Source organism: Xenorhabdus thailandensis, assembly GCF_037996785.1.
In the GTDB taxonomy this organism is placed as follows: domain Bacteria; phylum Pseudomonadota; class Gammaproteobacteria; order Enterobacterales; family Enterobacteriaceae; genus Xenorhabdus; species Xenorhabdus griffiniae.
This window is the reverse complement of record NZ_JBBMXF010000012.1, coordinates 106729-124048: the sequence shown is the minus strand read 5'-3', so window position 1 is coordinate 124048 and position 17320 is coordinate 106729. Positions and strand designations below refer to the sequence as shown.

Below are 17320 nucleotides of genomic sequence, written 5' to 3'. Positions count from 1 at the left end.
GTTGTCAACTGGACTCATTGAGTGATCACAATATTCTCTTTACCTGGATCAACGTGTTGCATCTGCAATTTTTCAGTCGCAATCCGTTCAACCCGACTGTGATCACCCAATGCGTTCTCTTCAAGGAGCAGGTTACGCCACTCAATATCCTGAGCATCAAGCTGGATCACTTGACGCTCTTTTTCCGCAGTCAATAAGCGGGTTTGATGGGTGACCGTCACAACACTGATAGCTGAAACGACAACAGCCATCAGCAAAATCAGCGGGAGTTTGGCATGACGGATTAAATCATTACCAATCACTCCAACTAACCCATGACGTTCACCAGCCATTATTCACCCGCCTTTTCAGCAAACCGCAAAACCGAGCTTCGCGCTCTTGGGTTTGTGGCGACTTCACCCTCTGAGGGTTTCATTTTGCCAATGGATTTCAGACTTCTTCCCCCCAGCGTTTTTAACTGCGCTTCCGTGAGAGGCAAACCGACTGGAACCTGTGGCCCTTGACTGTGTTGTCGGATAAAGCGTTTCACTATGCGATCTTCCAACGAATGGAAACTGATGACAGATAATCGCCCTTGTGGTGCCAGAACGCGCAGTGCGCCATCTAATGCACGTTCTATCTCTTCCAGTTCACTGTTAATGTAAATCCTGATAGCCTGAAAGCTGCGTGTTGCCGGATGCTTATGCTTTTCTTTCACCGGGCTTGCCTGAGCAATTAACTCTGCCAGCTCACGGGTACGCGTAAGAGGCTGTTCCTGGTTGCGTGCTACAATGGCCTTCGCGATGCGTTTGGCAAAACGTTCTTCGCCAAATGTTTTCAACACCCATGCGATGTCATCTGCTTCAGCCTTCATCAACCACTCTGCGGCGGACTGCCCACGTGTGGTATCCATACGCATATCCAATGGCCCATCACGCATGAATGAAAAACCACGTTCAGGATCATCCAGCTGTGGGGAAGAAACCCCTAAATCCAGTAATACGCCATTAATTTTTCCAACCAGACCAGCGTCTTCAACATAAGTTACCAATTCAGAAAATGGCCCATGAGTAATAGAAAAACGCTTGTCAGTAATAGCCTTTGACGCTTCAATAGCTTGTGGGTCACGATCGATCGCCATCAAACGTCCATTAGGGCCCAATTTTGATAAAATCAGACGAGAATGTCCCCCTCGCCCAAATGTGCCATCAATATAAATTCCATCTTCTTGAATATTCAGTCCATTGACAGCTTCATCCAGCAGTACACTGGTATGTTGAAAATGACTATTTGCCATGTTTATAGTGATAAATCCTGTAGCCTTGCTGATAGAGGTTCTTGTGTAGATTGTTCAGCCGCAATATCATCCTGTACCTGTTGATACCAAACTTGCTCATCCCACAATTCAAATTTATTAAATTGCCCAACCAGCATGACCTCTTTTGTTAGCCCTGCGTGCTGACGCAGTGTGCTGGCTAATAAAAGACGTCCTGCACTGTCCATTTGACATTCACTGGCGTGTCCCAATAACAAACGTTGAACACGACGTTCGGCTGGATTCATGCTGGATAAGCGAGATAATTTTTTTTCGATGATTTCCCATTCGGGTAATGTATAAAGCAACAAGCACGGCTGATGGAGATCAATAGTACAAACCATTTGGCCTGTTGATACTTCATTCAGCATTTCTCTATATCGGGCTGGTACAGTGAGCCGCCCTTTGCTATCGAGATTAACCAGTGTTGCTCCACGAAACATACTCAGGTTACCCCTTGATGGCCCAAATCTCCACATTATCCCACAAATCACCACAATTAAGAGTTTACGGATGGTATGAAAACCTTGTCAAGCCAGAGCCAGTGCGCTTTAGCTAGATTTACAGAAAGATCCAGAAGAGAAAAAGAAGGATTTTTTAGTTTTGGCTATATTAATAATAGATAACACTATGATAATTTTGAATAATTTAATAAATCTGTAGCGAGGATGATTTAGAATGGAATTTAGCCAATTAATTACCACTTAAATTAATTTATGCAACTCATATCTCATTGTTGAGCAATTGTTAACCGCCATGATCTTATCAGTAATAACTATATATTTAAGTTACAATAGTATAAAAAATAATAACATTTTGAAATCTTGCATTTATCTGAAAAGATAAAATGGTAATAAATCAACCAATTAAAGAAAAAACACATAAACAACAAATAACAAACAAAAATAATAACGCTTCATTACAAAATTATCCATCTTGTGAATTTAAATAACACATTATCGATTTTCACGGTCATAAAAAGCTGTTTAGAAGAATTTTAGTAAGAAAAGTCTCAAAATTACCTCAACAAGCATATTTTGATGATTTTCGGCAGACAAACAGCACCCTCATCTTTAATGAGGGTACTCAATTAGGCTTTTCGGCTTAACTTACCACGACGGCAGAGATGGCGACGCATTCGGGTTATTCCGGGGGTTGGACGTTGCTTTTCATTCAAACTGGCTAATACCAGTTCAAGGGCACGTTCAGCGACATCACGATGACGTTGTGCTACCGACAATACCGGACATTCAAGGAAATCAAGCAACTCATGATCACCAAATGTGGCAATAACTAATTGACTTGGTAAACGACCACTACGTTTGAGGAGTGTATCCATGACGCCCTGAAGTAACGCAAATGAAGTGGTATACAAAGCCTGAGGAACAGGGTTTGCTTCCAACCATGACGCAAATACTTCAGCCGCCGCTTCACGTTCATAGCTATTGGCATAAAGATAGTTTACTTCCCGTGGATCATGCTCCCATGCTTCGCGGAATCCTTGTTCACGCAAAAAACTAACCGATAATTCAGGCAATGCCCCCAAATAAAGGACAGACTCAGCCGGAAATTGACGCAACTCCTGTGCCAACATCTTCGCATCTTCGAGATCATCGCCAACCACACTGACAAAGTGTTCGCTGTCCAGAGCACGGTCAAGTGCGATAATTGGCAATGTGCGGTTTGCCCAGCGCTGGTAGAAAGGATGCTCAGGCGGTAAAGCAGTGGAAACAATGATCGCATCGACTTGACGTTGCAAAAGATGTTCAACACAGCGTATTTCATTATCAGGTTGATCTTCAGAACAGGCGATCAATAACTGGTAGCCACGCTGCCGTGCCTGACGTTCAAGATAATTGGCAATACGTGTGTAGCTGGTATTTTCCAAGTCAGGTATGACTAAACCGATTGAACGGGTTCGCCCCGCCCGAAGGCCAGCAGCGACAGCATTGGGATGATAATTATGTTCCCTGACCACTGCCATCACTTTTTCTACTGTCTTATCACTGACCCGATACTGCTTGGCTTTACCATTGATGACATAACTGGCCGTAGTACGTGAAACACCTGCTAAGCGGGCGATCTCATCCAGTTTCACATTAACCCCTTAGTAAGATTATGAAAAAGCCCTACTTTACAGTAGGGCTCAATGAATATCTGTATTTTAACCCGCAGATTACGATTTTTCATCGCATAATTTTATCTCCGCGCGAGACACCAACTATACCCGAGCGCGCGACTTCAACAATCTCTGCCACGTCTCTGACTGAATCAAGAAAAGCATCCAGTTTTTCACTCGTTCCCACTAATTGAACAGTATAGAGTGTTGAAGTCACATCAACGATCTGCCCGCGAAAAATATCTGTGCTGCGCTTAATCTCTTCCCGTCCATATCCGCTGGCTTGTAATTTAACCAGCATGATTTCACGCTCAACATGAGGCCCTGCTGTTAATTCGTTGACTCGCAATACATCCACCAACTTATGCAATTGCTTTTCAATTTGCTCCAATACCTTGGCATCCCCTTTGGTTTGAATCGTCATGCGTGACAATGTGGGATCATCAGTCGGAGCAACAGTCAAACTTTCGATGTTATAACCTCGTTGGGAAAACAAACCAACCACGCGGGATAATGCTCCCGATTCGTTTTCAAGTAATACAGACAAAATCCGGCGCATGATCAGGTCCTCTCTGTTTTGCTTAACCACATTTCATCCATTGCTCCGCCTCGGATCTGCATTGGATAAACATGCTCTGTCTCATCAACGGTAACATCCACGAAAACCAGGCGTTGATTTTCAGTCACTTCATGCAGTGCCTGGGTAAGTTTCGCCTCCAACTCATCGTAAGTTTGGATGGGGATACCAATATGTCCATAAGACTCGGCCAATTTGACGAAATCAGGCAGGGATTCCATGTAGGATTGAGAATGACGCCCCGCGTATATCATATCCTGCCATTGTTTCACCATACCCAAAAAACGGTTATTCAGATTCAGTACCAGAACAGGCAAACCATATTGCAGGGCAGTAGACAATTCTTGAATATTCATCTGAATACTGCCATCCCCTGTCACACACACGACTGTAGCTTCAGGTTTTGCCAACTTCACCCCAAGCGCAGCAGGCAAACCAAATCCCATCGTTCCTAAACCACCGGAATTGATCCAGTGTCTCGGTTTATCAAATGGATAATGCAAAGCCGCAAACATCTGATGCTGACCAACATCTGACGCAATATAGGCTTCCCCTTTGGTGAGACGATAAAGGGTTTCAATAACAGCCTGTGGCTTGATTTTTACTGTCGTGTGATCGTAATCAAGGCACTTGCGGCTGCGCCACTGTTCAATGGAAAGCCACCAATCTTTCAGGGCATCAGGATCTTGGGTATCTTCTATGGAATCCAATAATTCCAGCATCTGGCCAAGTACCTGTTTAGCATCGCCAACAATAGGGATATCCGCCGTTACCGTTTTAGAAATTGAGGTTGGATCGATATCAATGTGTAATACGGTTGCTTCCGGGCAATATTTTTCCAAATTATTGGTTGTTCTATCATCAAAACGCACACCTACGGCAAAAATGACATCAGAGTTGTGCATCGCTTTATTCGCTTCAAAAGTCCCGTGCATTCCCAGCATTCCCAGACTTTGGCGATGCGTTGCAGGAAATGCGCCCAATCCCATCAACGTACTGACGACCGGAATATGAAAATGTTCAGCTAACTTCAGCAGTTCAGTGGTACAGGCTGAATTTATGGCACCCCCCCCGACATAAATCACCGGTTTTTTTGCTGCCGCCAACGTCTTCAATGCACGTTTAATTTGCCCTTTGTGTCCCTGAACAGTAGGGTTATAAGAACGCATGTTAATTTTTTCAGGATACACATACGGGAATTTCAATGCAGGATTAACGGTATCTTTGGGAAAATCGATAACAACAGGCCCTGGCCGACCGCTTGCGGCCAAGTAAAAAGCTTTTTTAATGGTATCCGGGATATCTTCTGCTTTTTTTACCAGAAAACTGTGTTTCACGATGGGGCGGGAAATTCCCACCATATCGCACTCCTGAAAAGCATCATTACCTATCAGGGAACTGGCAACCTGACCAGATAACACGACCATAGGAATTGAATCCATGTACGCCGTTGCAATGCCCGTCACAGCATTGGTTGCCCCTGGTCCGGAGGTGACTAAAACAACCCCAACGTTTCCGGTACAACGCGCATAACCATCCGCCATATGAACAGCACCCTGTTCATGACGCACTAAAATATGTTCGATTCCCCCAATCGTATGCAGGGCATCATAAATATCCAGAACTGCCCCGCCCGGATAACCGAACACGTGTTCAACGCCCTGATCGATCAGCGATCTGACAACCATTTCGGCTCCTGACAACATCTCCATCGAGTTTGCCTCCAGGCTCTGTTTGCAAGTTAATCGTCGGAATTTCATAAGGTAACGAAAAAGTTACCTTATTTATTCCATTTCTTATTTATTCCATAACGCTAAGTTAACTAACATAACGTTAGATACACGTGTTAGCAAACAACAATTTACATATTGAAAATATTCGTTGAAGAAGAGCCGAACTTTTGCCTATTTTTAATCCTGATACATAGATTCAATTTCGCGCTGATAGCGCTGCGCAATAACTTTACGGCGTAATTTCAATGTCGGTGTTAATTCACCTTTTTCCATTGAAAAAGTTTCCGGCAGAAGAATAAATCGTTTCACTTGATGAAATTTAACAATATTCTTTTGCATTTCCTTTAAGCGCCGTTCAAACAGCTCGATAACCTGATGATTACGCAGCAACTCAAGGCGATCATGATAATGGAGATTGATGGATTTCGCGTATTCTTCCAGGGCTTCATAACTGGGAACGATCAGCGCAGAAACGAATTGGCGGGCATCAGCAATAACGGCAATATGTTCAATAAAACGATCCTGCCCTAACACCCCTTCAATCATTTGCGGCGCAATATATTTGCCTGTTGACGTTTTCATTAAATCTTTCAGGCGCTCGGTAATAAACAGGTTACCACTATCATCCAGCTTTCCGGCATCACCTGTCCGCAACCAGCCATCTTCGGTAAAGGCATGGACAGTTTCCTCCGGGCGATTGAAGTACCCTTTCATGACAATAGGGCCACGCACTTGGATCTCTCCTTCCGCACTAATGCGAACATCAACATCAGGCAATGGCGTACCAATTGAGCCTAACAGATAATTTTTTCTTCCCAGCAAGACACCGTGGCACAAGTTTCTGTCATGCCGTACCCATATTTGATATCCAGACCGATGGAGAGAAAAAAATGGGTAATGGCATCGTCGAGGCGTGCTCCCGCCACAGGCAAGAAACGTACTCGTCCCCCTAAAAGACCACGGAGCTTATTTAACACCAATTTGTCTGCCAATTGATAACTACCGCGCGTGAATGGACAACCTTTTTTATTCTTCTGCCGACGCATCCAATGCTCTTCTCCCCGCTTCAAGGCCCAATTAAAAATCATCCTACGCCAAAAAGGCGCACGGGAAACTTTTTCTAAGATCGCGCTATGCACTTTTTCATAAAAACGGGGAACAGAACACATTACCGTCGGACGCACATCAGACATGGCTTCACGCACAAAATTCGTATCTGTTAAATAGACGTTCAAAGCACCTTTGTGCATGACATAATAACTCCACGCCCGCTCAAAAATATGGGATAGCGGCAGAAAGCAGAGCGATACATCCTGGTTGGTCAATGTTAATCTCTGGTCATGCAGATAGAGCTGTGCCGCCATATTTCGGTAATCCAGCATCACTCCCTTTGGCTCTCCCGTTGTACCAGAGGTATAGATTAACGTGAAAAGGTCATTCAAATCCTGATCCGCAATACGGCGATGAAGTTCTGCCTGATATTGCGAATAATCATTGTCAATAAAAGTGGATAAATACAATGCTTGCGGGCATCCTTTCAAGTTGACAGATTCATCCATAACAATAAGATGAGCAAGCCTAGGACACAGTTCTAACAATGTTATGGCAATGTCATATTGCTCCTGCCCGCCAACAAATAATACTTGTACTCCTGCATCATTAAGAATAAATGCTGCCTGATCACCTGTATTGGTCGCGTACAATGGCACTGTCACAGCCCGAAGCTGAAGAATAGCTAAGTCAGCCAATGACCATGCCATACAATTCTGCGCAAAAATACCCACTTTCCCCTGCACGTCTATGCCTAATGACAATAATGCCTTTGCCATGGATCGCGTTGTGCATTCAACCTGTCGCCAATTCATTTCCAACTGTTCTGATGGTGACCATTGCCGAAAAGTAATTTTTTCTGGATATTCATTGAATTGTTGCTGTAATTGGTTAACCAAGTGATAGGCGTGCAGAGGATCTGTTATCACAATATATTCCTGTATAAATATTTCATTCAGCGTCTTTAGTAAGTGTATTACCTACTTTTCAGCTTACAGATGTTAGCTATTTGCGCGCAGTCTACCTATTACTGGTAAAAGGGGGAAGCCCGTTTTTGATAGAGCGCTATTCCTGTATGCAATATAGGGATAGGCTCTATTTCATATGGTCTGTTTTATTGAGCTATTTTTGTTCACCAAGATGGCTTAGTAGTGATTTCATCCACTGATGGCCTTTATCCCGATCTGTTGAACTATGCCATATCAAATAGCAAGGGCGAAAAACCGGACCATTGGGCAAAGAGACTGAATGGATATTTAACTGTTCGGAATAGTGTTCAACCATCCATTTTGGTACGATGGCAACTAAATAAGTCTGGGAGACAATATTAAGAACGCTATTTAAATCCGTTCCCTGATAAGAAACAGAATTCAATAATTCTTTATTCTCATAGTAAAGTTTACTAAATGAATCTATGTTATCTAACGCAACGATAGCATGTCTTTCTTCCTGCAATTGTTGTTGAGTAATTCGATTACTAATTCTAGGATGATGTTTAGAAACAGCCAGTACTAATTCATCATTATACAGTGAGTAATTATGGAAACTAGGACATTCTAATTGATTATAACTGATAACAAATTCTATTTCCTGATATTTTAATTGCTTCTCAATATTATCATTAATTTTTGTTTTAATGACAACTTCGATATTCGGAGCATGTTTTTTTATCTGCCCAACAATTTGAGCAGCTAAACGAATATCAAGGGGACTACAAATAGAAAGGTTAAATATTCTTGTACTCTTATTAGGCTCAAATCCCACTCCAGGCAGTTCATTATGAACAATTTGCAGTGCCTGTCTAAGCGGTCCAAAAAGCTGTTTTGCCCTTACTGTTGGCTGAATACCTCGGCCATAACGAACAAATAATTCATCACCGAACATCGTTTTCAAGCGTGCAACTGCATTACTGACAGCTGGTTGTGACATTCCCAATACCTGAGCTGCGCGTGTAATATTCTGCATTTGCATTACAGCATCAAAAACCGTCAGCAAATTGAGATCGACACCTCGCAATTGAATATCGCATGATTCTTTTTTTTCTGTTTTTATTGAGTTGTATTCTGTCATTATTTCACCCCAGTAAACTTATATACCAATCTAACTTCAAGATGCTTGTGATTTCTCCCCGCTTCGCGGGGAGAAATCAGGTTTCATAGAGTGTTGTAAACTGCAACTTGAAGTTTAACGCGTATAGCTGTGTTCTCATTAAATATGGAAATTAATAAGATCAATTATCCCAATTTATTAGAAAACACATTGAGATTCATTCTTGTACAAAAATAAAATATGTATAACCAATACATTTTTGTCTACGTAACCGTATATTTTTATAGGTATGAATATTAATATGTCATATATGAATGGCACTAACTCAATTTGCACTAATGACTTGTATCACAAACAATTAGCCAATAATGAAATTCCAATCTATAGAAGTAAAATTTATTAATATTCTATATGGTTATAACTTCTTAACCTAAAACTCTGTGGTTAACATCCCTCTATTCCTTGTTCCTTAGAAACATAATTAACTGTATAAAATAACAGGCATCCCATTTATTATCCATCAGAACAGGATCTTACTCCATATATTGATACAAAAAATAGATAAAAACATCGCTAAAAATGTAAAAAATAGTCACTAAGCTCAACAGATGTTCAATAAACAACCATAAATGTGTGTAATTCACACTAAATTCATATTTATACTGCTTGACATTATTTTTTAGATAAAGTATCTATAAAACACGTTTACAATTAAAACTAAATTAACAATTTTATAAAAGGTTAGCTAATATGATTCACCCTGTTCTTCTACTAAGCCTACTCATTTTCGCCTTTAATGCGCGTGGTGTGTTGGTGGGTGAAAAACAGGGATAAGTTAACCTCTACCAGACAAAAAAACCCGCGCATAGCGCGGGTTTTTTTTACCTGCCAGCGCTCAAAAATAAGACCCAATTACCAAACTAAGTTACCTAACCAAATGGTTAATCTATTTAACAGGAGCACAACATGAGCCAGCAAGTTATTATTTTCGATACGACGTTACGTGATGGAGAACAGGCATTACAAGCTAGCCTGAGTGTGAAAGAGAAACTGCAAATCGCTTATGCACTAGAAAGATTGGGAGTTGATGTTATTGAAGCTGGTTTTCCAGTTTCTTCTCCAGGAGATTTTGAATCAGTTCAAACCATCGCCCGTGAAATCAAGAATAGCCGTATCTGTGCCTTATCCCGCTGTGTTGACAAAGATATCGATGTCGCCGCTGAAGCCCTGAAAGTCGCTGAAGCCTTCCGCCTGCATATGGTACTCGCTACCTCAAATCTGCACGTCGAACATAAATTAAAAAGAACCTTTGATGATGTTGTGGAAATGGCGGTTCGCTCCATCAAACGGGCACGCAACTACACCGATGATGTTGAATTTTCTTGCGAAGATGCAGGCCGTACAGATATTGATAATTTGTGCAAAATTGTCGAGCAAGCCATCAAAGCAGGTGCAACCACCGTCAACATTCCAGACACGGTGGGTTACACAACCCCTTACCAATTTGGCGGTATTATACGCACATTATTTAACCGCGTACCCAATATTGATAAAGCGATTATTTCAGTCCACTGTCACGACGATTTAGGCATGTCCGTCGCTAACTCCATTACAGCTATCCAGGAAGGTGCCCGTCAAATCGAAGGCACGATTAATGGATTAGGAGAGCGTGCAGGTAACTGCTCGCTGGAAGAAGTGATTATGACGATCAAAACGCGCCAGCAAATGTTGGGAGTACATACCAATATCAACCATCAAGAAATTTACCGTACCAGTCAGTTAGTGAGCCAAATTAGCAGTACACCGATCCCCGCTCATAAAGCTGTTGTTGGCAGTAATGCGTTTTCCCATTCATCCGGCATTCATCAGGATGGTGTGTTGAAAAATCGTGAAACTTACGAAATCATGACACCAGAATCCATCGGCCTGAAAGATACTCAGTTGAACCTGACTTCACGTTCCGGACGTGCCGCAGTGAAACATCGCATGACAGAAATGGGCTATCAAGAGAGTGACTACAATCTAGATGCACTGTATCAAGCATTCTTGAAACTGGCAGATAAAAAAGGGCAGGTGTTTGATTACGATTTGGAAGCCTTGGTGTTTATCAATCAACAACAGCAAGAACATGAACATTTCCGTCTGGACTATTTCAGTATCCAGTCAGGCTCCAATGTCATACCTACTGCAACCGTTAGCCTGGCCTGCGGAGATGAAATCAAATCTGAAGCCTCGACGGGCAATGGTACGGTTGATGCCATCTACCAGGCCATTAACCGCATTACGGGTTACCCTCTGGAATTAATTTCCTATCAATTATCCGGCAAAGGTCATGGTAAAGATGCGCTCGGCCAGGTTGATATTATCGTGGAATGTTTTGGCCGCCGTTTCCACGGAATGGGTTTGGAAACTGACATTATTGAATCCTCTGCCAAAGCGATGGTCCATGTTCTGAACAATATCTGGCAGGCAGAACAAGTAGAAAAAGAGAAACAACGCATCTCCCAAAACAGTAACCAAGGCAGCAATGTCCAAAACAATCACCAGAGCAACAAAAAGGAAACTGCATAATCATGACTTCCAGCCAATCTATTTCAAATGACGCGACTCCAGGCAAGCAAGAAACTAAGCATTGCCACATTGCTGTTTTACCTGGTGATGGCATTGGCCCTGAAGTTATGAAGCAAGCCTACAAAGTATTGGATGCCATCCGTCATCGTTTTAATATCCGTATCACAACCAGCGAATATGATGTGGGGGGCATTGCCATTGATCGTCATGGCACGCCTTTGCCTCAAGAAACGATGACTGGTTGTGAAAAAGCTGACGCGATCCTATTTGGCTCCGTAGGTGGCCCAAAATGGGAACATCTGCCACCCGCCGAACAACCCGAACGAGGGGCATTATTGCCATTGCGAAAATATTTTAAATTATTTAGCAACTTACGTCCGGCGCGCTTATATGCAGGCTTAGAAGCATTCTGTCCCCTTCGCCATGATATCGCCGCCAAAGGCTTTGATATTTTATGTGTCCGTGAGCTGACAGGTGGAATTTATTTTGGACAACCCAAGGGACGCGAAGGTGAAGGAAAATATGAGCGTGCTTTTGATACTGAGGTTTATCATCGTTTCGAAATAGAACGGATAGCGCGTATTGCATTTGAATCTGCGCGCAAACGCCGCCATAAAGTCACTTCAATTGATAAAGCGAATGTTTTGCAAAGTTCCGTGTTATGGCGTGAAGTTGTTAGCAAAATCGCCAAAGATTATCCTGACGTGACAATTGAGCATATGTATATTGATAACGCCACTATGCAGTTGATTAAAAATCCCGCTCAATTTGACGTTCTATTATGCTCCAATATTTTTGGCGATATTTTATCCGATGAGTGCGCTATGATCACGGGTTCAATGGGAATGTTACCTTCTGCTAGCCTGAATGAAAAAGGTTTTGGCTTATATGAACCTGCTGGCGGTTCAGCCCCTGACATTGCGGGTAAGAATATCGCCAATCCAATTGCCCAAATATTATCCACAGCACTGTTGCTGCGTTACAGCCTTGGACACCTTGATACCGCTGATGCTATTGAGCGGGCAATCAGCCACACTTTGGAACAAGGTTATCGTACCGCGGATCTCGCAGGCAATGACAAAGCGGTCAGCACCGATACAATGGGCGATATCATCGCACGCTATATCACCGAAGAAGTTTAGGAAAATCTAACCAAAGAGAAATACAGGCATTAAAAAAGGCCAGTAAGATAGCTTACTGGCTGGTAAAAATACCATGACTCAAAAAAATCTGAAGAAAATGCAACATAAAAGGAGTAAAAATGAATATTTTTGGCTAGTTTGATTTTAAATTTGTATGGATTACCCCTCCAGAAGGTTAATTCACAGGAAAAGCTAAAGTTATAAACATTTATTGTCTGGCCAGAACCATTTTATTCACTTTTTCTGTGGATATGTATGTGAAAAAGAACGGGGTAAAACGGGTATACTTTTATTACATATTTTTACACTCTCTATAAGAGTAAATAAATACTCATTATTTTTCATTGTCTTAATACATTTTATACCCCATTTAACGTTACATATCACTGATGAAAATTTTTGGCTTTCCTTACACTGAGCAAATATTAATCATCGGTGAATTTATCCACAGGATATGCCTTTTAGTTAAACAAAAATCGCCTATTTTTGTAGAAAACATCATTCATTAGCGCTGTAAATCAAACCAGTGATCTCACTTTTTATTACTTATCCCATAAAACTGTGGATAACATGGTGTAAGATCCTGTTTATTATCACTGGGAATAGGTGAACAATCATAATGAGTCTATTTTTAATGCAGAAAACAACAATGAAAAGATCTTGTAGATCATGCTATTATCAAAATGATCTTGTTAACGATAAATTAATAATGATTTCCCAAAATTCACATGAACATTTTTTAACCAGAAAAAAATATATTCTATAACATGTACTTTACGCCCCCAACACCACCTGAAAACGAACAACAACTCTTCAATCGAGCCCATTCTCTGGCTGGCTTATCTATGGGTGAACTGGCTGCGTTGGCCAAGCTCTCCATTCCCCCCAATTTAAAACGTGATAAAGGTTGGATCGGTATGTTGCTTGAATACTATTTAGGCGCAAATGCGGGCAGTAAACCTGAACAGGATTTTGAACATATCGGTGTCGAGTTGAAAACTATCCCTGTGGATAGCAAAGGTTATCCATTAGAAACAACCTTTGTCTGTGTTGCCCCTTTAACAGGTAATAGCGGCATTATCTGGGAAAACTGCCACGTCAGGCGTAAATTATCCCGCGTCCTGTGGATCCCCGTTGAGGGGGAAAGAAATATTCCACTCTCTGAACGCCGTGTAGGCTCTCCGTTGCTTTGGAGCCCGAATGTGATTGAAGAAGAGTTGCTGCGACGCGATTGGGAAGAACTGATGGATCTTATTGTATTAGGAAAAGTCGAAAGCATTACTGCTCGTCATGGTGAAGTACTGCAATTGCGCCCCAAAGCCGCCAATAGCCGCGCATTGACCGAAGCGATAGGAGAACATGGCCAGCCAATTATGACGTTGCCCAGAGGTTTTTATTTGAAAAAAAACTTTACAGCACCGTTATTGGCTCGCCATTTCTTCTGGTAACCCTCTATCGACATTCATACCTCATTGAGGCTCAGGGAATATTTTCACTAAAGGAATTTTTTCATCTCTCATTCCCCCACTTCTAGTATCATTAAATATGTTTTTTATCTTTCAAACTTTAAAAAGAAAACTTATGTTTTTCAAAAAGCATGAATAGCGGCCAGCTATCATTTTGATATAGCATAATTTTAAGTTTTTTTATATTCACTTATTAAGTGAATCCAAGTAATATAGCTGAATCAAAATAATTGGACATATTTCACATACGCCATAAACAGTTCATCAATTGAACACCTTTCTCGTGTTCTTATCGCTTTGACTTCAGTCCATTTCGGTTCGATGGGATTCAGATCCGGGCTGTAAGGGGGCAACCATTCCAGCAGGCAACCGTGGTCTGCTATCGCTTTTATCGTGTCATGCCGTTTATGGAAGGGGGCATTATCCATGACAATCACGGCTCCGCTTGGGAGTTTGGGCAGCAAATCTTGTGTCATCCAGGCATGAAAGACATCCGCATTAATGTTTCCAGAAAATAAGCTTAAGGTCACGAAGGTCTTTTTGAGGATCGCGCCAATGATATTAATGCGGCCTTTAGCCTGCCAATCGTGTGTGCCGAAGCAGCGTTGCCCTTTCGCCGAATAACCATGTGTGCGGGGCATGGACTGCGAAAAACCGCTTTCATCCAGATAAACAATGGGTTTCCCCGCCTGTTCGTAGTGGCCGATGCGTTCGACAAACGCCTGACGAACCTGAGCGTCAGCGTTGGGGTGTCTTAGCGTTTTTTTTGACTGTCATTTTCAGCCGTTTCAAGGCGTAGTGGATCGCAGACTGCGCGACACCCAAGCGTTTTGCTCTTTCCCATTGATAGTCATCGGGGTAATTTTGAACATCGGTGAGAAGCGCTTCGTCACTGATTTTCGTGGGTGGCTTATTGCGTGTCACACAGGGTTCTATTTTGTGACTCCACCGAAATAAGGTGCGCATAGAAATATCAAAATGGGTACTCGTTTGTTCGAATGTCAACGAATGCTTGTCTTTGTATGCCAGTACTCTCTTTCGAAAATCCAGACTGTAGCCCATCTCACTTTATCCTTTGTCATGTGAATCCAGATATTATGTCATATTGATATGATTCTGCTATATATAAAACTACAATATTAAAAAATAATTTATAATATCTTTATTTACCCAATATCTCATTTTCCTTATTACTTAACTTATTTTTCACTTTCTCCAATGCCATTTCCCTTTCCAATGGGGACAGATAATCGGTAAAAACAATGCCATATAAATGGTCAATTTCATGCTGCATGACAATTGATAAAAAATCTTCACTTTCTATCGTAATTGGCTTACCAAACCGATCAAATGCTTCTACCTTTATTTTTTCAAACCGTTCAACATCTGCGTAATACCCAGGTATCGACAGACAACCCTCCTGATTCACCACGCGACGCTCTTTTTCAACAATCTTCGGGTTAACCAAAACCATCGGCTGATCACGATTTGAAGAAATATCAATGACCGCAATCGCTTCTCTCCGGCCAACCTGTGCAGCTGCCAAGCCAATGCCTGCGCTGTACATTGTCTCCAGCATGTCATCAATTAGCGTTTGAACTTTATCAAAATCAGTGACATCAACACATTTTTGTCTCAATCTTTCATCTGGAATTGTGAGGATATCTAGAATTGCCATAATGTATTTCCTTTGTTGTGACTTTTACCATTATTACTATTTTTAACTATACCAATCCAACTTCAAGTTGCAGCTTACAAATCAACGTGACTGTTTATATCTCCCGTTACGCGGGAAGATATAAGACGTATCTTGAAAGACGATTGGTATATATACCTTTTTATTTCTTAAATTGCTACTGTATTAATTGCATTGCACCTTAAAATCTACTGCATATACCCATCTCACTTCAAGATGCATATTATTTCTCCCCGCTTCGCGGGGAGAAATAATGAGTTATGTTGTCTTATAATGAGCAACTTGCAAGGTAACGTGTATAGATTCTCATTATAAAATGATAAAATAAACAAAAAAATAATATTAATAAAAATGCCAAACGAAAATATCGCCTGGCATCATTCTTTAGTTATCTTAATTTTTTATTAAACTAGTGTTCTTGTTTTATTTTCTTATTACAAACTCGCATGTTCAAATGCCTGAGACAAATCCGTTATCAAATCATCTGCATTTTCAATACCGACAGAAATCCGGATCAATTGTGGGGTAATTCCGGCAGCCAGACGCTTCTCCAACGGAATGGAAGCATGGGTCATGGAAAATGGCTGACCAATCAAGCTCTCCACGCCACCTAAACTTTCCGCCAATGTAAACAGGTGCAGCGCTTTAATGACTCGACGCGCATAATCTTCATCCCCTTTCAGCACGATGGAGATCATGCCACCAAAACCTCGCATCTGACGTTTTGCCAATTCATGCTGAGGATGAGAAGCAAGGCCAGGATAATAGACTTTCTCAACTTGTGGCTGTTGTTCAAGCCAATGTGCAATCTTCCCTGCGCTGTCAATATGGCGCTCCATGCGCAGTGCCAGTGTCCGAATACCACGCAGGACAAGGAAACTGCTGAACGGATCAAGAATGCCGCCGATGGAATTTTGCAAGAAGGCAACTTGCTCGGCTAACTCTGCGTTATTTCCCACCACCGCAAGACCAGCGACAACATCAGAATGACCATTCAAGTACTTAGTTGCAGAATGCACAACAATATCAAAACCCAAATCAAGCGGACGCTGAATATAAGGGGAAGCAAAAGTGTTATCTGCCACACTGATAATATTATGCCGCTTGGCAATCTGTGCAATCGCCGCTAAATCAGCCAATTTCAGTAGCGGGTTAGTAGGCGTCTCCACCCAAATCATTTTAGTGTCGGACTGAATTGCCGCTTCCAATGCCGCAATATCCCCTGCCTCAATATAAGTCACTCTCAGACCAGCCGTCCGGCTGCGCACTTTTTCCAACAAGCGGTAAGTCCCGCCATAGAGATCGTCTACCGCAATGATGTGACTGTCTTTATCAAGTAGCTCCAGAATGGTCGAACTGGCTGCCAGACCAGAACCGAAAGCATAGCCACGTGTACCATTCTCTAATTCAGCAATCGCACGCTCTAAGGCATCACGTGTCGGGTTCCCACTACGGGAATATTCATATCCCGTATGCTGACCAGGTGCTGGCTGAGCATAAGTTGATGTGGCATAGATTGCGGGCATAACTGCCCCCGTGTGATCAGGTATATAACCTGCATGAACGCTTTGTGTATCAAATTTAATCTTAGCAAACTTAGCCATTAATTTATTCCTGAAAAGA

At 42.0% G+C, this 17320-nt stretch carries 14 protein-coding genes and 1 pseudogene; 3 read left to right on the top strand and 12 right to left on the bottom strand.

The window, feature by feature from the left end:
* Nucleotides 1-14: 14 nt before the first annotated feature.
* The 8 genes and pseudogenes from ftsL to leuO form a co-directional block, all read right to left on the bottom strand.
* Nucleotides 15-335 carry a cell division protein FtsL gene (gene ftsL / locus AAC853_RS10815; RefSeq protein WP_340614840.1) on the bottom strand — a complete coding sequence of 107 codons (321 nt, stop codon included), beginning with the start codon at nucleotides 333-335 and terminating at the stop codon, nucleotides 15-17.
* Complete coding sequence (gene rsmH / locus AAC853_RS10810) at nucleotides 332-1276, bottom strand: 16S rRNA (cytosine(1402)-N(4))-methyltransferase RsmH (RefSeq protein WP_273570411.1); 945 nt, start codon at nucleotides 1274-1276, stop codon at nucleotides 332-334. The genes ftsL and rsmH overlap by 4 nt, the downstream gene beginning before the upstream one ends.
* Nucleotides 1277-1278: 2 nt before the next feature.
* Nucleotides 1279-1737 (bottom strand): division/cell wall cluster transcriptional repressor MraZ, encoded by a 459-nt coding sequence (gene mraZ / locus AAC853_RS10805; protein ID WP_189758532.1) that lies wholly within the window; start codon nucleotides 1735-1737, stop codon nucleotides 1279-1281.
* Between the two features lie 647 nt (nucleotides 1738-2384).
* Nucleotides 2385-3392, bottom strand: coding sequence for a catabolite repressor/activator (gene cra / locus AAC853_RS10800; RefSeq protein ID WP_338884697.1), 1008 nt, complete (start codon nucleotides 3390-3392; stop codon nucleotides 2385-2387).
* Between the two features lie 88 nt (nucleotides 3393-3480).
* Nucleotides 3481-3972 carry an acetolactate synthase small subunit gene (ilvN, locus tag AAC853_RS10795; protein WP_189758534.1) on the bottom strand — a complete coding sequence of 164 codons (492 nt, stop codon included), beginning with the start codon at nucleotides 3970-3972 and terminating at the stop codon, nucleotides 3481-3483.
* A gap of 2 nt (nucleotides 3973-3974) precedes the next feature.
* Nucleotides 3975-5702, bottom strand: a complete 1728-nt coding sequence (gene ilvI, locus AAC853_RS10790; protein WP_338884695.1) for an acetolactate synthase 3 large subunit — start codon at nucleotides 5700-5702, stop codon at nucleotides 3975-3977.
* 198 nt (nucleotides 5703-5900) lie between these two features.
* Nucleotides 5901-7699 (bottom strand): annotated as a pseudogene (locus AAC853_RS10785) (AMP-dependent synthetase/ligase).
* Nucleotides 7700-7895: 196 nt separating this feature from the next.
* Entirely contained in the window at nucleotides 7896-8843 is a 948-nt protein-coding gene (leuO, locus tag AAC853_RS10780) for a transcriptional regulator LeuO (RefSeq protein WP_338884692.1), read from the bottom strand.
* Between the two features lie 945 nt (nucleotides 8844-9788).
* On the opposite strand from leuO, the gene leuA reads away from it, so the two are divergent.
* The 3 genes from leuA to mutH all read left to right on the top strand — a co-directional run bounded on the left by leuA (nucleotide 9789) and on the right by mutH (nucleotide 13983).
* A complete protein-coding gene (gene leuA, locus AAC853_RS10775; protein ID WP_340614567.1) occupies nucleotides 9789-11393 on the top strand; it encodes a 2-isopropylmalate synthase in 1605 nt (534 codons plus the stop codon).
* A 2-nt stretch (nucleotides 11394-11395) separates the two neighbouring features.
* Nucleotides 11396-12535, top strand: a complete 1140-nt coding sequence (leuB, locus tag AAC853_RS10770) for a 3-isopropylmalate dehydrogenase (RefSeq protein WP_340614566.1) — start codon at nucleotides 11396-11398, stop codon at nucleotides 12533-12535.
* A gap of 767 nt (nucleotides 12536-13302) precedes the next feature.
* A complete protein-coding gene (gene mutH, locus AAC853_RS10765; RefSeq protein ID WP_340614565.1) occupies nucleotides 13303-13983 on the top strand; it encodes a DNA mismatch repair endonuclease MutH in 681 nt (226 codons plus the stop codon).
* Nucleotides 13984-14222: 239 nt separating this feature from the next.
* On the opposite strand, the gene AAC853_RS10760 is transcribed toward mutH, so the two are convergent.
* The 4 genes from AAC853_RS10760 to AAC853_RS10745 all read right to left on the bottom strand — a co-directional run bounded on the left by AAC853_RS10760 (nucleotide 14223) and on the right by AAC853_RS10745 (nucleotide 17301).
* Nucleotides 14223-14708, bottom strand: coding sequence for an IS630 family transposase (locus tag AAC853_RS10760; RefSeq protein ID WP_340614839.1), 486 nt, complete (start codon nucleotides 14706-14708; stop codon nucleotides 14223-14225).
* Between the two features lie 31 nt (nucleotides 14709-14739).
* Complete coding sequence (locus AAC853_RS10755) at nucleotides 14740-15063, bottom strand: IS630 transposase-related protein (RefSeq protein ID WP_099137345.1); 324 nt, start codon at nucleotides 15061-15063, stop codon at nucleotides 14740-14742.
* A 100-nt stretch (nucleotides 15064-15163) separates the two neighbouring features.
* Nucleotides 15164-15679: a peptide deformylase gene (gene def / locus AAC853_RS10750; RefSeq protein ID WP_340614564.1), complete on the bottom strand. Its 516-nt coding sequence runs from the start codon at nucleotides 15677-15679 to the stop codon at nucleotides 15164-15166.
* 452 nt (nucleotides 15680-16131) lie between these two features.
* Nucleotides 16132-17301: a trans-sulfuration enzyme family protein gene (locus AAC853_RS10745; RefSeq protein WP_340614563.1), complete on the bottom strand. Its 1170-nt coding sequence runs from the start codon at nucleotides 17299-17301 to the stop codon at nucleotides 16132-16134.
* Between the last annotated feature and the right edge of the window lie 19 nt (nucleotides 17302-17320).